This is a genomic window from Shewanella litoralis, assembly GCF_009828585.1.
Lineage (GTDB): Bacteria > Pseudomonadota > Gammaproteobacteria > Enterobacterales > Shewanellaceae > Shewanella > Shewanella litoralis.
The window spans coordinates 148,751-166,332 of record NZ_WSRZ01000005.1 but is presented as its reverse complement, the minus strand read 5'-3'; the positions used below and the strand labels follow the sequence as shown (position 1 = coordinate 166,332).

Sequence of the window (17,582 nt, the reverse complement as noted above, 5' to 3'; positions counted from 1 at the left end):
GTAAAAATAAAGCCGCAAGGTAATTTGCGGCTTTGTTTTACATGGAAAACAATGTTTCCACTTTTACTTACGAAGTTTGTATAAATGATCGAATTTTGCATCCCAATATGGTGGGCTGCTAATGTGGGTTTTAATGAAATCGATAAATGCACTAACTTTAGGTGCTAAATGCTTGCGACGTGGATAAACCGCCTGCAATGGTAAATTATGCGTTAACTGCCAATCGGGTAATAACGGCACTAAAGTACCTTGAGCAATTTCATCTTCCATTAGGTAACTGGCAAGATACACAATCCCTAAACCACTTACTGCAGCCGATTTAAGCGCTGGAGCATTATCGACACGGAAGTTACCAGAAACACCGATCTCGCAGTAGTCTTCACCCTTTTTAAATTGCCACATGCTATGCTCGTGCCATTCGCCCTGATACACCAAGCAATTGTGTTCAACCAACTGCTCAGGACGACTGATATTACCATGCTGAGCAATATAACCAGGTGACGCAACAAGCAAAAACTGACATTTCATTAGCGGTCTAGCAACCATACCTAAGGGTAGTTGCTCAGACATGGTTAACAATAAATCTAATCCTTCGCTGACAACATCCACTTTATGGTCAAGTAAGCTCACTTGTAATTCAAGCTCTGGGTGACGGGCCATAAAGTCTGGTAATGCTGGAATAATATGCATGGTACCAAATGACTGTGAAATACCCACTTTCAGCACACCACGAGTGGCATCATTTAAGTTATGCACACTTGCAACGGCCTGTTCAGCATCGCGCAGTAATTCTTCACCTTGAAGGTACAATAGATTACCGGCTTCAGTCAGGCTTAAACTACGTGTAGTACGTTGAATAAGCTGCACACCAAGCTTGTGTTCAAGATCGGCTACTTGAGTGCTGACTTTAGATTTAGAAATGCCAAGACGTCTGGCTGCAGCACTAAAACTTCCTGCTCGTGCAACGTGAGTAAAAATTGCGATAGGTTCTAACAGTTCTAACATGGAAGTCGCCTTAAACTGGTTACGACATTAATAAAATTCAGGTGTTTATTGGATCTCAAATAAAGGCAAGTCAAATGCTATATTTGAGGTCAACATTCACATTAACTCAGTCATATTTATCGAATTAGATTAAAAAATAGCAAAACAAGCAAAAGCTGTTATCCGCCATTCATTTTCGTCATGACTAAACATAACCGCATCTAAAGTAGAGTCTATTTTTCTTATAATTTGGGAGAGTATAACAAAAAAACACTATATGGCTCTATATTTATAATTGACAATTTTTTTATCAGAACAAAGAAATTAAGCTATGGCAGGCAGATGGAGACATTAACCGCATAAAAAAAGCCCCTGTGTCTTGAAAAAGAGCACAGGGGAAGTCAGGTGTCATATTAGGGAGACGGGGTGACTAAAAAGAAAGCAAAGTTATTTGGTGGTTTCACCGAGTGTAGCTAATGTGTATGGCGCAAGCTCAGGAATAGCTTCTCGAGCTTGGCTTTCAAGTACTAATAATGAAGCAAAGTTGTCACATACTGTTGTTGCACGCGCTTCAAGTCCTTGAGACTGTGACTCTAGCTGTTTCTCAATATCGGTGCCTACATTGTCCATTTTTTGCGAGAAAGCATTCATTTTCTCTTCAAATGTGCCACCTTCTGACGACATAATTTGGCTGCCTAAGGTCATCATTAACGACCCCATTGAACTGGTTACCATTTGTTCAATTTCTTGCTCAAATTCTTTATTGAAGGTTTTTTCTATTGATGCTTCAGTTGAGCCTAAATAAAACTTATCACCTTGCTGATAGGCCATGGTGTCGACTCGCTTTTGAATACCAACCATAAGTTTGTCGATATGCACACCCGCCGCCTCGCCAAAAATCGGTGTTAATGCCATATTGACAGCTTGCGTGGCGATAGAAACCACGTCATCAACTAAATCGATAACATCAGGCACTTGGCGCGACAACTCTTCAGAGTATTGGGTTAACAGTTTTTGCTGCTTATCATCTAGGGTCACTTTTTTGCCATCAACATACAGTTGACCTAACTCAACACGGTATTTTTCATTGCCATTATCACTGAACTGTAATGTTGTCGGTTCTACAGTGATATCGTAGTTTAACGTGACATTACACTTTTCATCATTAAGTGACATTTTAGCCATGGCAGGTGTCCATGCTCCGGCGTTAAACAGCAAGCCACTTAACGCTAAACCACAAATTAATTTTTGTTTGGTCATGATAAAAACCCTTTAATATAAGAATATGAGTAATTGGTCTGGATATAATGATTACAAAGCACAAGTTGTGCCAAGTTATTAATTCATTGATTTGTAAAAGATAAAAAATTTAGATGTGTTCAGACAGGAGAGTAAACATTCAATGAAGGCAGTGTATTCGCAAAATAAACCAAAAAGTAGTCTATTTTGCAAATCTCAATAATAATTAATTTAACGGTGGGCTATTAAAAAATAGAACGACCTAATTGCTGACTAATGTGTTCAAGCATTGCTGTACCGGCAAGCGAGTTACCATTCATATCAAGTTCAGGTGACCAAACACAAATAGACATATCGCCCGGTATAACAGCAATAATACCGCCACCTACTCCACTTTTGCCCGGCATACCAACACGATAAGCAAACTCCCCCGCTCCATCATATAAACCCGATGTTGCTAATAATGCATTAAGCTGTCGAGTTTGCACTGGTGTAACCAAGCTCTCACCGTCTAATGTTTTACCTCGATTGGCTAAATAAAACATCGCTCGAGATAAATCTGCACAGTTCATTTTTAACGAGCAATAATGAAAATAGCTTTTGAGGACAGTATCAACATCGCCATCAAAATTACCAAATGATTTCATCAAATATGCAATAGAGGCATTACGAGCACTGAATTGATATTCAGAATCAGCGACCACTTTATCGTAACTCACCAGGTGGTTTTGGCTTAACTGCCTGACCACTTCTAACATCCTATGCTTTGGTGCACCTAGACGGGCTTGCAGTAAGTCGGCGATGATCAAAGCACCCGCATTAATAAAGGGGTTTCGCGGTTTACCACGCTCTAACTCCACCTGCACTAAAGAGTTAAATGAATGCCCGGACGGTTCTTTACCGACGCGGTTCCAGATTTCATCTTCTGTGTACAAATTTAACGCGAGCGTGAGGCTAAAGACTTTGGAAATACTTTGAATTGAAAATGGCTCGAGGTAATCACCAGCGCCAATGGTAGTACCATCGATGGTAGTAATAGCAATACCAATTTTATTGGGGTCAACATTGGCAAGGGCAGGAATATACCCTGCCACTTTACCTTTACCCAATAGCGGCCTGACTTTGTCTACCGCTTCTTGAAGTAATAATTGCTCAGGCAATTTAGTTTATCCCCACCAAATATCGTATAAGTCACTGACTTCGATACCTGATACGGGCTTACCTTGCCAAAATGCCTTAGCAGCGGCAACGTCTTCATCAGTACATTTACCAATGGCTTGAGTGGCAACAATGCCTTCCCACTCTTTATGTCCGCCACCGTGGAAACCTAATTGACGAGGTTCAATCACTTCATCAATAAACTGATCCACTAATGCATCAATGTCGGCTTCAGATACTGACTCGTCAAATACCCAGTTAATATCAAAGCCGAACTCTTGAAATTCATCGACTCGTAATTTTTTACGTAAACGACGGCTACGATTTTGCGCCATGATGTACTCTCCTGTTGCTAAAATTAAGCGGTACGCTCAAACATGATATCCCAAACGCCATGACCTAAACGGTGACCGCGCGCTTCAAACTTAGTTAACGGACGATGATCAGGACGTTCAACCACTGTACCAGTAGTCGATTGGTTTTTATAACCTTCAGCGGCATTCATCACTTCTAACATATGCTCGCTGTAGTTTTCCCAGTCAGTCGCCATATGAAATACGCCGCCAATTTTAAGCTTACGGCGAACCAATTGAACAAATTCAGATTGTACAATACGACGCTTGTGATGACGTTTTTTGTGCCAAGGATCTGGAAAAAATAGCTGTAAACGCGCTAATGAACCGTCTGCAATACTGTGCTCTAACACTTCCATCGCATCGTGATGATACACGCGAAGATTAGTCACTTTGGCTTCACCGGCATCAGCTAAACAAGCGCCGATACCTGGTTTATGCACTTCAATACCAATAAAGTTTTGCTCAGGCGCTGCGCTAGCCATTTGCACTAATGACGCCCCCATACCAAAACCAATTTCAAGTACTGTATCAGCTTCACGGCCAAAGACTTCTGTTAAGTCCAGTGGTTGTGGGGTGTAATCTAAACCCATTGCAGGCCAATGTGCCTCAATAGCTTGAGATTGCCCTTTGGTTAAACGGCCTTCGCGTAAAACAAAACTTCTGATTTTACGAATATACTTACCGTCTTCGTTAAACTCAGCTGTGGTAACGTCGCTCATTATTGCCTCATTGCTTACGTAATTTATGCGATGTATGTATTTACCGTTAGCGCACCAACGCAACTATTTACATCCATATTACGCTTTTGCTATTTGTATTAGATCAATTTAAAAATTCAGTGGCGCATTATACCTAAAGTCGTCGCACATGTTTACGCTAAATTAGTCATCAACAAGTGATTCTGCTCAAGTGAGTATAAAAGGTTAAAATGGTTTGCCTACTTGTGTAATAAAATCGCTATGGATACACTGCGCCCATGAAAAAAGTGACTCCATTTGCTGAGCGTATAATCGCTTGGTACGACCTTCATGGTCGCAAAACATTGCCCTGGCAAACCAATAAAACACCCTACAGAGTTTGGGTGTCTGAAATTATGCTGCAACAAACCCAGGTTGCGACGGTTATCCCCTACTATGAAAAGTTTATGGCAAGGTTTCCTACCGTTATTGATCTTGCTAATGCCCACCAAGATGAAGTTTTGCACCTATGGACAGGTTTAGGCTATTACGCCCGAGCCCGCAACTTACATAAAGCTGCACAACATATTCGAGACGCTTTTGATGGTGTGTTTCCAACACGCTTTGATGATGTGGTTGCATTATCTGGCATAGGTAAATCAACCGCTGGGGCTGTACTTTCGTTATCTTTAGGGCAACATCACCCTATTTTAGACGGTAATGTAAAACGCGTATTAGCAAGACACGGTGCCATTGAAGGTTGGCCTGGGGTTAAAACCGTAGAGCAAAAATTATGGCAATTAACTGAAACACTTACCCCAAAAGAAGGAGTGGAAAAGTTTAATCAGGCGATGATGGATATTGGCTCTAGTGTATGTACCCGTAGTAAACCTTTATGTGCCCACTGTCCTGTCGCCATAGACTGCACTGCACAATTACAAGGTAATCAAAGCTTATATCCAGGTAAAAAACCTAAAAAAGTCACGCCAGAAAAGTCAGCATTTATGTTGGTGATGGTCGATAACAGCACCGATGCGACCAAGGTGCAGTTAATCCAACGACCACCAGCGGGGATTTGGGGTGGCTTGTGGTGTTTTCCGCAATTTGATACTCAAGCTCAATTAACAGATTACTTAGCCATACATAAATTAGAGGCATCAACACAAGGGCTTGCTGGATTTAGGCATACTTTTAGCCATTTCCATTTAGATATACAACCGGTATTAGTTGAGATTACGCCAGACTCTGCAACGAGTATCATGGAACAACACAGCGCTCTCTGGTATAACATAGAGCAACCTGCGAAAGTCGGGTTGGCGGCAGCCACAGAACGTATTTTGTCTAATTTAGCCGTACTTTTCGCGACACATTAGTTTTAACCGTAAATAAGTTAGTAAGGAATCATCATGGCTCGTACCGTTCAGTGTCTACACCTTAACAAATCTGCCGACGGCTTAGATTTTCAGCTGTACCCAGGCGAATTGGGTAAGCGCATTTATGACAACATCAGTAAAGAAGCATGGGGTTTGTGGCAAAAAAAGCAAACAATGCTCATTAATGAAAAGAAACTTAACATGATGAATGTCGATGACCGCAAATTTTTAGAAGCGCAAATGCTGAGCTTTTTATTTGAAGGTAAAGACGTTGAAATTGAAGGTTATGTACCACCAGCAGAAGACGAATAACAAACATTACTAAAAAAGCCGCAAAACATGCGGCTTTTTTGCGCCTGTTATTTATTGCTTAACGCCTTCAATGACAATGGCTAATACGTCGTTAGCACCTAAACCCATTTTCATTTCACATTGTTTCATCGAAAAAGAGGTTTTACTGATATAACCGACACGGTAATCGCCCTCCCCCCAAAGATCTGCACCTCACATATCGCTTTTGCATCAATATCTAACCGCTTTGTTACACCATTTAAAGATAAAGTCGTCAACCATGATAAATAGTTAGGTCAGTTTAGTGAAAATAGCATTTATTTTTGTCGCTAGTGACAATCACTTGTCGATATAAAGCCAATATTCACCCGCAAAACACGGCTCTGGCGAAGTATTCATTTTGAAATTTAGCCATTTCGGATTAAAAATCATCAATAGCAGATAAAATTGCATCAGTTTGCACATTAACTAGCCGAACGAGTAAAAAGATTTAAAAAGCACTTGCACGATAAAAACCATCACTATATTATGTGCGCACTCCAGACGAGACAGGCACTGATTACCAAGTTAGTACCTAGTTTGAAGTAGTAAACTAACGCTTAGTTTAGTTGCCCGAATAGCTCAGTCGGTAGAGCAGAGGATTGAAAATCCTCGTGTCCCTGGTTCGATTCCGGGTTCGGGCACCACAATTAGCCGGCATAGCTCAGTTGGTAGAGCAACTGACTTGTAATCAGTAGGTCCCGAGTTCGACTCTTGGTGCCGGCACCATAAAAACAAAAAAGCCACTCAATGAGTGGCTTTTTTGCATCTGACGATTATAGATTGTCACAAACGTCATGCTTAGCACTACTCACCATTTCCCTTAATCACTTAAGCTTTTTAAAAGTTAGCCATAAAAAAGACACTCGATAGAGTGCCTTCGTTATAACGGTATCAATAAGCTACCAGATTATTTACCTTGCATTTCAACTCTTGCAAGACGATTAACTTGATTTAACGAACCTAAATGGCCAAAGATTGGACCTAATAAGCCGCGTTTTTTCAAGTCTAAAAATTCTTCGTCAGTTAATGCGTTAAGCTTTACTTCATCGATAACATACAAACCATTGATATTGCGCTTTTCGCCAGCCACATCAACAGTAAGAGTTTGATTAATCAATAAGCCTTTTTCATTTAAAAAGCCTAAAATGCCACGAGTGGCTTGGTCTTGCTCATAGTGAGTAATCAATGCTTTCTTGCGCGCTTCTAAAAATGGCGTTTCTTTACCGTCTTCAAACAATGCTTCGCCATCAGTTTTGCTAACCTCTTTGGCCTCTTCACGAATACCAATCCATACCTTATCTTTTACATCAGGGTTAAGCACTAATCCAAGTGGGTAATCGCGCACTACCGCAGGAATATACAGACCTTGCCACTTGCCATCTTTAACACTTAAATTTTGCCCGGGCTTTAACCCTAGCATTGCAACTGATTGAAATTCATTGGTGTCGCTATTTTTAACAAACACAATTGGATATTCCGTCGCTGCACGGCTGATTTCATGAAGTGTTACCGGCACGATATGTTGTTCAGACACATGCGAAAAATCACTTGGGATCAGTTTTAAATCACCATGTTTGGTTTGTTCTAATAACGTAATTTGGTTTTGCATCTTGGCTCCCTGAGGCACTGATTATCTTCTTTGACATACGTACAGCTTGGTATCTATACGAGAGTTAACAACTCATTAATAACTGAAACTACCAAGTTCAATCTTAAATTCAAGTACATTTAGATTAAATTGCGCTTATCATCATCAAAAGCTGCTTTATTGTGCAATAAAAAGGCTTTATCAGTAATAAAGCCCTCTTAGTGACAAAATGGGTGTTAATGTAATTTAAGTTTAGGGCGTTGCCAACGTAGGAGTTTTTGCGCAATACGGTACACTGAAGCAGAAAACCAACCATATAAGCTGGCTAAATGGCGTTGATATAACGAGATATACATTAAGCGTGCTACGTGACCTTCTACGAAAAAATCGCCAGAGCGTAAATTCCCCATCAAATTACCGACTGCTGAAAAACGGCTTAATGAAACCAATGAACCATAATCTTTGTATTCAAATGGCTTTTCTGGCTGCAATTTCATTTTTAAGCACAAATTAGCGTATAGGCGGTCTGCCATTTGCGCTGCAGCTTGGGCACGAGGTGGAACCGGTTTACCTGATGGTAATATCAATTGCGCGCAATCGCCTAACGCATAGATATCACTGACCCCTTTTACTCGCATGCAGTCATCAACATCTAATTGATTACGTGGTGTCACAGGGAGCTGAGTAAAGTTCTCGAATACTTTTGGCCCTTTAACGCCAGCAGCCCATACTTTAATATTGGCTTTAATGACATCACCCGTTGCGGTCACAAAGCCTTCTTTGGTGACTTCTTTAACTTGCACGCCAAGATGCAATTTGACACCGAGCTTTGATAATACCGTTTGTGCTCTTGCACTCACTTGCTCTGGCAATTGTGGCAATATTTTATTCGATGCTTCAATCAGGTTAATGTCTAGATGATCTTTTGAAATGTTCTGATATCCGTATTCTTTTACAGACTCAATCACATGATGAAGCTCTGCCGATAGCTCTACACCTGTTGCCCCTGCACCAACAATTCCGATACCTAACTGATCTTGGGTTTCATTGAGTTGTAATAACGCATCCATCAACTTTTGATGGAATAAATTAGCGCTATCTAGACTGTCTAAAAATATGCAGTGTTTTTCAGCACCAGGCGTATTAAAGCTATTGGAGACACCACCTAACGCTAGCACTAAGGTGTCATATGCAATATGGCGCTCAGCGATAATCTGTTCACCATCATCGTTATAGACTGGCGCGAGTTGAATTGTTTTGGTTTGCGGGTCACATTGTTCAATGGCTCCACGAATATAACGATAACCATTTTTAAGACCATGATCGCGATATTGTAATCCTTCGATGGATTGGTCTATTACCCCTACGGCAACTTCATGTAATTTAGGTTTCCAAATGTGTACAGTGTTTTTATCAATCAAACTGATATCGACCAAAGAATTGTTACCGAACTTACGCCCTAATTTTGAAGCTAATGCTAATCCTGCTGCTCCACCGCCTACAATAACAATTCTTTGCTGCATAAATTACCTCTAAATACCTTTTCCTAACAATGTGACACAAAATAAACAAATATAAAAAAGGCCCCTGCGGGCCTTATACTGCTTCTTCGTTTTCTTCACCGGTACGAATACGGATAACTCGCTCTACATCGGTAACAAAAATCTTACCGTCACCAATTTTGCCGGTTCTGGCGGTATCAACAATGACATCGATGGCACGCTCTAGCAACTCATCTTGAATCACTAGTTCAATTTTAACCTTAGGTAAAAAATCGACCATGTATTCTGCGCCACGATATAGCTCAGTGTGGCCTTTTTGACGGCCAAAACCTTTTACTTCTGACACTGTCATACCCGTAATGCCAATCTCAGCGAGTGACTCACGCACATCATCCAATTTAAATGGTTTAATAATGGCTTCGACTTTTTTCATTACATACTCCTGTCATCGGCTAAATTGTTGGTTAAACATATGTCGTCGTTGACGTTTATTGCAACCAAACTGCTTGCAAATATCTTACTTGAATCTGTAGCTAATTGTCGCTGCTATTTTACGTATTTAGAAAAAGATATTTCACGGCAAAAACGCTGTTCATTTTCTATACTAATTGACCCCGTAGCAGGATGCTGCAACTAGATTAAGGATGAACTGTTATGCCTTACATTCAAAATCACAATGGCTTTGGCCTTATTGAGCTCATCGTCACCACATTAATTGTCATGCTTATGTCGCTCATCGCCATTCCGTCTTTTACTGCGGTAAACGAGCAAGTGAGAGCACAGAGCAGTATTAAAGTGATACAACAAACAATGCAGTTTGCTAGAAATATGGCCATTAGTTATGGAACCCGAGTGACAGTCTGTCCTATTGTCGATAACAAATGCTCTTCAGATTGGCGAATAGGATTAAGCGTGTTTATTGATAGGGGTAAAAAAAATCAACTCGATGCTAATGACAGCCTATTGCAACAAACTTCAGCGTTTAATAAAAATGACTTTGTTGGTTACAACAGGGCTGCTGTACGCTTTCAGCCAGATGGTCTAGCCTCTGGGACTAACGGCACACTGACATATTGCCCAAGTGCCATTGATAGTGAATATTCAAAAGCGGTTATCGTTAATCAAGCTGGACGAGCCAGAATGTCAAAGAAGAAAAACATTCAATGTAAGCCCATTTAAATCAGTGTTTTTATCTTTAATTTATAATCAGATACAGCATTATGAGCAAATATAATCACTAAACAATAAATAGCCAATTAAACACTGTAATTCACGCTGTGCTTCGTTATACTCTTCTTTATATAGATGAGGATGCACACATGAAAAAGTTACAGTCAGGGTTTACCTTAGTCGAGGTGATGGTTACGGTTGTAATAGCCGCAATTCTTATTACTGTTGCAGTGCCTTCATTCAATTCACTTTATGAAGGAATAAGAGCAAGGAGTGCGATTAGCACTATTGAATCATCAATAGTTTTTGCCAGAAGCCAAGCCGTGAGTTACGGCAGTAGAGTCTCTGTTTGCCCGATGACATCAACCTCATGCGGCACCGACTGGACCAAGGGCTTTAGCGTATTTATTGACAACGGTACCATTGGTTCAATGGACACGACTAATGGCATAGCAGATATTGTATTGCGTAAAGTTGATGCATTTAATAGTAATGACTTTATTAAATCAGATCTCTCAAGATATAGCTTTAACCCAGATGGTATGGGAACAAATGGCGGTAGTGGCGTATTTAGATATTGCCCTGGCAAAGTCACCAGCAGCTCTTCTGAAGCCTTAAATATCAATTCATCGGGTCGAATTTCAAAAGTCACGACAGCAGTGGCCTGTAGCTAACCTAAGTTTAGGTTAAGCCAACAAAAAGGCTTACTTATTTAAATAAGTAAGCCTTTTTTCACTATCATTGAAATGCAATACTAATGCGTTCTTTGTGCATCTAGTTCACGCACTAATACATCTTTAAATACTTTATCTTCAGTTATACATTCCACGACTCTTTTAACGATAAGCCGCTCATTTGAAATGGTTGGGACATAATCAGCAAGTAGCGCACTTTGTTCCTGTACAACAAGTGCCTTATCCCACAAAAATAGAGCAATATTTGAACCATTAGGTGTCTCTATATGACACTTATACGGTGTTAATGTCACTTCAGTTTCTTCTACAGCTGAAGCATCAGCAGATATAAACATTGATAGTAGGATAAAAGATATTACTGTTTTCATTTCCAACACTCCGTCGGGGTTTTACTGCCTGCTGAAGTTAACGATATTGTTGCACATGCGCTATCACGGCTAGCTTGAACACCCACTGCGGTGGCAGTCACTGTGTAATCACCCCCGCTTAATGTGGTATCAACTTTATAATAGGTATTTTCTACAACCCAAGGGTCTGCAGTTAAACCAAGCTTGGTCATGTCAGTGGTAAAGCTGCGGTGATCCAGGTAATACTGCTCTTGTAAATTAGCAACATGCATAACACCTGCTAAGCCATCACCTCGAGCGCCTTTGGCAACAAATTGAGTATAGCTTGGATAAGCAATTGAAGCTAAAATTCCCACTATCACGACTGTGATCATCACTTCAATTAATGTAAATCCGGATTGAAACTGTTTCATGATTTTACTCTTTCCTACTCATCAATATGATAATAAATCTTATTTACGCCTGGACCACCACGGATACATTTATTATCACCCGCAGCACAGCCATCACTTTCATCATCATCGACTTTTTCCATATCATCGCCAGCAGAGCCAATACCAATGAGATACATATAGCTATCTGATGTGCCATTTGGTGGTATGACTAACTGAGGCGTATCTGGTACTCGCGCGCCCATTTCTAAATACTCTTGTGTATACGAGCGGGTACCTTTATGTAAATCAAAACCATATAATCGACCTTGCCCAATGGCTAAACATTGGTTTGCTGATGTATTATCTCCTGGAACATAAGAAGTAAAGAACACTCTTCCATTAATGATTGTAGATGCCGATAAACTTTTTTCGCCTTTGGCTGCAAAGTTATAATACCAACCTCGTTTTGTCCCAAACGCGATATTCTGCGCCTCAGTTGTCGGTGGTGTTGAAGACACATCATAAAGATTGACTAACTCTAAGGCAGCAGGGATCTCTTTACCTGTAGCGCCAGTAAACGATTTAGTCACCACATTACGGTCTTGTAACACAAAAAATTTATCAGAGCGTGTTGTATCTAAAGGGTGCGGTCGATTACCACTGCCAACGGTAACGGCATCATAAGGGATATTTTGATACGTTAGACTTGTGGTTGTATTATTAGACGAGTCGGTGACTGATACTTGAGAAATATTCGTAAATACCGTTTGCGCCACTGCGGCTTCTGCAAAAAAGCGTTTATCGGTTGCTTGTGTAGAACCCCCTAAGCTCGCAAACTTAAATGCCGTCCACGGACTAGTAGAACTCGTCGGTGAAGCACTAGGTAAATCCATACGCCAAATATTAGCCCCTGTGTCAGTTGCATATAATCTGTCAGTCAATCTATCACCGTTACTGTCTAATACTGCAATACTATTTGGGATACTATCAACAATACCAGGTAATTGAGTTCCACTTGAGCCTGTACCAAATCGATATACTAGGGCTCCAGTTTCTGCATTTAAAATATAAACACTGCGACCGGTAGTGTCATCTGTACCAACTCCTGCACCATCTTTAGTTGAAGGGTTATATCCACCGCCAATAATCACCACAGGAGCAGCGGTATCTGCAGAGGTATTGCCTGCTGGCACGCCAGGGATAAACGTGACCACGGGCTCGGCCCAAGACTGGCCCATATCACTCATCCCTGCGGAGCTTGGGTCAACTTTCCACATAAATTGTGGAGAATCGGGGTTGGTAATGTTAAAGGCATAATACGATTTTCCGCCGCGGCGCATACCCACAAACAACCATGCTTTATCAATAGCACCTGATGCATTACGTTTAACATATGCGACAGGTGTGCTATCCATACCGTAAACCGAATGAACGCCTGTTGGTACGTTTGCTCTTAACTCACGAAGGTTAGGCAATAGCTCTTGCGGCATAAAGGCCCATGACTCTTCAATGCTCGCACCACTGTCTTTAAACATGTGTAAAAAGCCTGCATTGGTGCCCAGTAAAATACGTATATCTGGCGCGCTTTCTGTACCATAGTTAATCGCTAACGGTTTAGAGTGCAGTGGGTCACCCATAATGTCCGCGCGTTTATCGGTGGTTGAGCCGTCTTTATCTTCATCGTCGACATCGATACCAATCGTCCAGTTGAATAATTTAGTTAGCTCCGTTTTATCAACACCCATAAAAGTCGCTAACGCTGCCTCACCACCAAGGCTGGCCTCAGCATTTGATTTATTGAATGTTTTTAATGAGCCGCCAGTACCAAAGTTACCATACAGTGTTCGACTAGTCGTTGATTGAAGCTTAGTTAATGCTCCTCCGATTTCAACGTTATTACCATCACCGCCACCACTAGTAGAGCTACATACTGAATCGGCTGTCCAATAAGAACATGCTGATGAAGCCAAATTGCCATCATCATCAATGGCATCATTACCGTTTTTATCAACCACATCACCGGAACCTGTTACTTTGAATTTTTTCAAATTACCAACCCAACGGGGGCCTTCATTAGGTAAAAACATCGCATAGTAAACCGAGTCTAATGTTTGGGTTCTATCAAAATTATTACTAGCAACAGATGGAGAAGTAAAACTAGAATTAGTTTCTAAAATATTAGAGAAAATCGACTGCAATGCTTCTTGTAATTTTTCAGCGTCAGATGCAGTGTATGTAGCCCCACCACCTCGACTGGCTGTTTCTTTCAAAATAGCCGCAACTGAATTTGCATCAGAACCAAAACCAATGGTGTAAGTTGAAACAGTTTGAGTACCATCAAGACTGGTATTAACATCATTGTTATTTAACCAACCGGCAAGTGCTGGTAAATAGTTACCTGAATATGCTTTTGTAATACCAGGAAGTTTTTTTATCTCCGCATCTGCATCATTATCGTATGTTGGAGCACCATCAGTGACATAAATAACATAGGCTTTATCTTGACACTGCTTACCTACGAATGGAGATATATAACTTCCATTACTTTCTACTGAAGTATCGCGTTTTGGTGTTCTGTAAGGATCCTTATCACCAAAATACACCCTCAAGCCAGCAAAGTAACGATATGCCTCATATAGATTTTCACATAATGGAGTCCAGCCATTGGCATTAAAAGAGCTAATAGTTGAAAGCAAATTAGTTTTATTTGACACATTATTAGTAGTTATACCATATACAATACGCCCTCCACTGATTGAACTGTAAGAGTTGTTATTAAACACTGATAAACCGAAATCAACACCAGGAGTAGTGACAATGGTGTCTTCTATTACCCGTTGAGCTACTTGTAATCGGGAATAACTTCTCTGAGCTTTAGTACTATGGAACCAATCAACGTATCTCTCAGTATAAATAGTAATCGGTTGACCAATACCAAAATTGGTCAATTTGGCTTTTGTTACCGCCGCTTCAATTTCTGCTGTCGAAGATGAATTAGTAATCTTAGTATAACGTTCTGGTTTAGAGCTCGTGCCTAAACCATCAACAGGGAAGCCATTTGTTTCTTTGCGGTTTTTAAAATTTAATTCAGCTATATCTTCATAACAATCAACGTATTGAATGCTGCTTCCATCCGTTAAAGGGAACTCTGACCATTCACCGTTTTCACCGATATATTTATGTTCACGCAAATAGCCAGTAAACATCCCATAATCTTTTAAATAATCATCACTAACACCACAGCCATTCGACTCTGCGAGAAAATATTGATCACTAGATGACAATGGAATGTTACTACTACTGCGAGTAAAAAATAATTTAGTTGAGTTTGTTAAACGACCTCCATTATTAACATTTTCATTACCACGGTCATAGGGTTCGTCAGTCGTAAAACCTGTACTCATACTTCCGGATGTATCAAAAATAATAAGTACTTGCGGTTTAGACCCCGTACGAGCGGTAGACTCAAGCACATACAACTCAGTATCATCGGCGAAGCTGATGGATGAGTAAGCCAAAATTGCAAATAGCAATGTATAAAATAATTGTTTAAAAAACATGACTAACTCCTTCAGTTAACTTCTTGTTCAATACCAACAACCACTGTCACTAGCCCCATATTATTGCGGCCAAATATTGCAGCGCTCGAAATTTCAATTCGACGACAAAGTATAGGAACTGAATTGCCTTTTGTACTTCGTTGGCATCGTACATCTCCTACAACCAATGGCGTTATGGTATTTGTAACACCTAAGTCATTATCAACTATTTGAGAAATAGCTATGATGTTTGTGAAAGTGTTATTACCTGTATTAGCCAAAATAACTTTATCCTGCCCGCCTTGAGCAGAAGCCATCGCCTCAATTCGTTCTGAACCCGCGCCAGACATTCTCAATGACTGGGTCGAATTCACAGCCAATGCCACACCAATCAAGGTCATTAGCACTAGGACGATTAACGAAAAAAACAACACTATTCCTTGCTGCTTCTTTATTGATGTAATCATTTACCTGCCTTTGCTGCATCAGCTCAAAAAATTACGTAATGAGCCGCTATATTATAGGTTAATTAAAATTGGGTTTTCTAAAACGATAGTGCTCGATACCACTTTACGGCGGAACCTGTCATTAAGCGGCCCTATAGTTTTATCGCCAAGTGTATAGGTATTGTCATTGGTATAGGTTCTATCCTCTTCACTTGAGCGAACCAATAAAAATACTCTTAGAGACACTAAACGTTGAAATATCTCATTATCCCACATTAACGTGGTAACATTTTGTACTGGCATATAGCTATCTGCAGTGCCGTCGCCATTACTGTCGAAACCATACAGAATTCGCATGTTTTCTATGCCTTCTACAAGCTGTTCTTCATTATTCATGCCGTTATTAATTGATAGCGTACGACGTCTTAACACCGGTATTGCTCCGTCATTACGAATAAAATAAACATGATGCTGATATTCCCAAATACGACTATTAGCCAACCCTGGCGCCGCTGCGCTACCATTGAAAAAAATGATTTCATTTGACGTAGATGCTGCATAATAGCGCGTTGAAGTAAGCACTGTTGCTGGTGGCCCTATTAAGCGTTTAATTTGGATGACATCAGTGGCGTTATTTGGTGAAACACACGCTAATGATTCTGCACTTACGCCTTGCTCGTATCCCCATAACCGTCTGAAATGAGAAAGTTGCCCATTGGGGAAACTGGCGTTATTTAACCCTGCACCCACACAATCTGCCGTTACTGCGGTGGCCGATAACGTTGTATTACTGCCAATAATAAAATCAGTACCCGTGATGTCACCCATAAAACCAAGCTGGCTTAAGTCGCGTTCCATAATAGCTAGAGCTATACGGCCATTTTCTTGTAATTGATTAAATTGACTTGTTGTGGTGACATTACTTGAAGACATGCTAAACATGGTAAAAAGACCAGCTGTTAAAAACAAACTGATCAACATCGCCACCATTAGCTCTACCAGTGACATACCTTGTTGTTTTGTTATTTTTGTTATCTTTATAATTTTAATCATCATCTTATAATTGCCGTATCTACATCTAACGCACGCCGCCTATCACTACTGCTACCACAACTTTTTACGAAACTAGACTTTGTCTCAGTGCCGTCTGAGGTTGCGCGAACCCCTTTCCAGGTCATTACCACAGTTACATCAGTCCCAACGACTCGGATACATGCTGTAGCGGAATCAAGTCCACCGACATTGTTATTATCTGATGATATTTCGTTCACACCGGAAAAAGCGCGTTCCCACTGAAATAAGTCCCAGTTGCGGGTTTCTATATTGGTACATGTGGTATTGGCACCCACAATTACATCACAAGCTTTGGCAGACGTGATTGAAGTGCCGGTATAAGTACCTGCATAACTAGCAAGCTGGCTGCTGTTAATTCGCATACGATTAATAATGTCATTAGCGTAGTATGACGCTTGGGTTTGTTGAAAGGACTCAAAACTGCCTTTTTTGGCGACTAAATGCAGATTAAAAATGCCAATAAGGCCTATCACCAGAATAACCAGTGAAACCATTACTTCGATTAAGGAAAATCCATTCCTTTTAAATGACATCAGAGCCAAACCTCCATGAAAAGGCAATAAAAACCTTGGGTCGCCTTAAACCTAAATCTACAAAAAATTACATTAACCAATTTGTAATAATAACTGAGTTAAATGTAATCAGTAAGTAGCATTGATATATATTTACATTGATTTAAAAAGTTAACATCTAATCAGTATTATACTCGGTTTATTGCGCAAGTACA

18 protein-coding genes and 2 tRNA genes are annotated in these 17,582 nt (G+C 40.4%); 6 read left to right on the top strand and 14 right to left on the bottom strand.

The window, feature by feature from the left end; translation table 11 throughout:
• Positions 1-63: 63 nt before the first annotated feature.
• The 5 genes from GQA99_RS06650 to trmB form a co-directional block, all read right to left on the bottom strand.
• Complete coding sequence (locus GQA99_RS06650) at positions 64-1,005, bottom strand: LysR family transcriptional regulator (protein WP_160053103.1); 942 nt, start codon at positions 1,003-1,005, stop codon at positions 64-66.
• Positions 1,006-1,431: 426 nt separating this feature from the next.
• Positions 1,432-2,244: a YggN family protein gene (locus GQA99_RS06645; RefSeq protein WP_160053102.1), complete on the bottom strand. Its 813-nt coding sequence runs from the start codon at positions 2,242-2,244 to the stop codon at positions 1,432-1,434.
• 224 nt (positions 2,245-2,468) lie between these two features.
• Positions 2,469-3,383, bottom strand: coding sequence for a glutaminase B (gene glsB / locus GQA99_RS06640; RefSeq protein ID WP_160053101.1), 915 nt, complete (start codon positions 3,381-3,383; stop codon positions 2,469-2,471).
• A gap of 6 nt (positions 3,384-3,389) precedes the next feature.
• Positions 3,390-3,716: a 50S ribosome-binding protein YggL gene (locus GQA99_RS06635; protein WP_160053100.1), complete on the bottom strand. Its 327-nt coding sequence runs from the start codon at positions 3,714-3,716 to the stop codon at positions 3,390-3,392.
• Between the two features lie 23 nt (positions 3,717-3,739).
• Positions 3,740-4,456, bottom strand: coding sequence for a tRNA (guanosine(46)-N7)-methyltransferase TrmB (trmB, locus tag GQA99_RS06630; RefSeq protein WP_160053099.1), 717 nt, complete (start codon positions 4,454-4,456; stop codon positions 3,740-3,742).
• 257 nt (positions 4,457-4,713) lie between these two features.
• Here trmB and mutY point away from each other — a divergent pair, with 257 nt between their 5' ends.
• The 4 genes from mutY to GQA99_RS06610 all read left to right on the top strand — a co-directional run bounded on the left by mutY (position 4,714) and on the right by GQA99_RS06610 (position 6,846).
• A complete protein-coding gene (gene mutY / locus GQA99_RS06625) occupies positions 4,714-5,787 on the top strand; it encodes an A/G-specific adenine glycosylase (protein ID WP_160053098.1) in 1,074 nt (357 codons plus the stop codon).
• Positions 5,788-5,820: 33 nt separating this feature from the next.
• On the top strand, positions 5,821-6,099 hold the full coding sequence (locus GQA99_RS06620) for an oxidative damage protection protein (RefSeq protein WP_160053097.1): 279 nt from the start codon (positions 5,821-5,823) through the stop codon (positions 6,097-6,099).
• A gap of 589 nt (positions 6,100-6,688) precedes the next feature.
• A tRNA-Phe gene (locus GQA99_RS06615) sits at positions 6,689-6,764 on the top strand.
• Between the two features lie 6 nt (positions 6,765-6,770).
• A tRNA-Thr gene (locus GQA99_RS06610) sits at positions 6,771-6,846 on the top strand.
• Positions 6,847-7,027: 181 nt separating this feature from the next.
• Here the strand turns inward: GQA99_RS06610 and GQA99_RS06605 are convergent.
• From GQA99_RS06605 to glnB, 3 genes are all read right to left on the bottom strand, one after another.
• Positions 7,028-7,729: a SapC family protein gene (locus GQA99_RS06605; RefSeq protein WP_160053096.1), complete on the bottom strand. Its 702-nt coding sequence runs from the start codon at positions 7,727-7,729 to the stop codon at positions 7,028-7,030.
• Positions 7,730-7,944: 215 nt separating this feature from the next.
• Positions 7,945-9,231, bottom strand: a complete 1,287-nt coding sequence (locus GQA99_RS06600) for an NAD(P)/FAD-dependent oxidoreductase (RefSeq protein WP_160053095.1) — start codon at positions 9,229-9,231, stop codon at positions 7,945-7,947.
• Positions 9,232-9,304: 73 nt separating this feature from the next.
• Entirely contained in the window at positions 9,305-9,643 is a 339-nt protein-coding gene (glnB, locus tag GQA99_RS06595; RefSeq protein WP_124017158.1) for a nitrogen regulatory protein P-II, read from the bottom strand.
• 221 nt (positions 9,644-9,864) lie between these two features.
• On the opposite strand from glnB, the gene GQA99_RS06590 reads away from it, so the two are divergent.
• Positions 9,865-10,389 carry a GspH/FimT family pseudopilin gene (locus GQA99_RS06590; RefSeq protein ID WP_229785836.1) on the top strand — a complete coding sequence of 175 codons (525 nt, stop codon included), beginning with the start codon at positions 9,865-9,867 and terminating at the stop codon, positions 10,387-10,389.
• A 140-nt stretch (positions 10,390-10,529) separates the two neighbouring features.
• Entirely contained in the window at positions 10,530-11,054 is a 525-nt protein-coding gene (locus GQA99_RS06585) for a GspH/FimT family pseudopilin (protein WP_160053094.1), read from the top strand.
• An 80-nt stretch (positions 11,055-11,134) separates the two neighbouring features.
• On the opposite strand, the gene GQA99_RS06580 is transcribed toward GQA99_RS06585, so the two are convergent.
• From GQA99_RS06580 to pilV, 6 genes are all read right to left on the bottom strand, one after another.
• Positions 11,135-11,443: a TapY2 family type IVa secretion system protein gene (locus GQA99_RS06580; RefSeq protein ID WP_160053093.1), complete on the bottom strand. Its 309-nt coding sequence runs from the start codon at positions 11,441-11,443 to the stop codon at positions 11,135-11,137.
• Positions 11,440-11,835 carry a type IV pilin protein gene (locus GQA99_RS06575; protein WP_189386209.1) on the bottom strand — a complete coding sequence of 132 codons (396 nt, stop codon included), beginning with the start codon at positions 11,833-11,835 and terminating at the stop codon, positions 11,440-11,442. The genes GQA99_RS06580 and GQA99_RS06575 overlap by 4 nt, the downstream gene beginning before the upstream one ends.
• A 14-nt stretch (positions 11,836-11,849) precedes the next feature.
• Positions 11,850-15,356 carry a pilus assembly protein gene (locus GQA99_RS06570; protein WP_160053092.1) on the bottom strand — a complete coding sequence of 1,169 codons (3,507 nt, stop codon included), beginning with the start codon at positions 15,354-15,356 and terminating at the stop codon, positions 11,850-11,852.
• An 11-nt stretch (positions 15,357-15,367) separates the two neighbouring features.
• Positions 15,368-15,790, bottom strand: a complete 423-nt coding sequence (locus tag GQA99_RS06565) for a pilus assembly PilX family protein (protein ID WP_160053139.1) — start codon at positions 15,788-15,790, stop codon at positions 15,368-15,370.
• Between the two features lie 63 nt (positions 15,791-15,853).
• The gene (locus tag GQA99_RS06560; RefSeq protein WP_373291410.1) at positions 15,854-16,837 is read right to left on the bottom strand and encodes a PilW family protein; all 984 of its coding nucleotides are present in this window, start codon (positions 16,835-16,837) and stop codon (positions 15,854-15,856) included.
• On the bottom strand, positions 16,834-17,388 hold the full coding sequence (gene pilV / locus GQA99_RS06555; RefSeq protein WP_160053091.1) for a type IV pilus modification protein PilV: 555 nt from the start codon (positions 17,386-17,388) through the stop codon (positions 16,834-16,836). Before pilV ends, GQA99_RS06560 begins: the two co-directional genes overlap by 4 nt.
• Positions 17,389-17,582 lie beyond the last annotated feature (194 nt).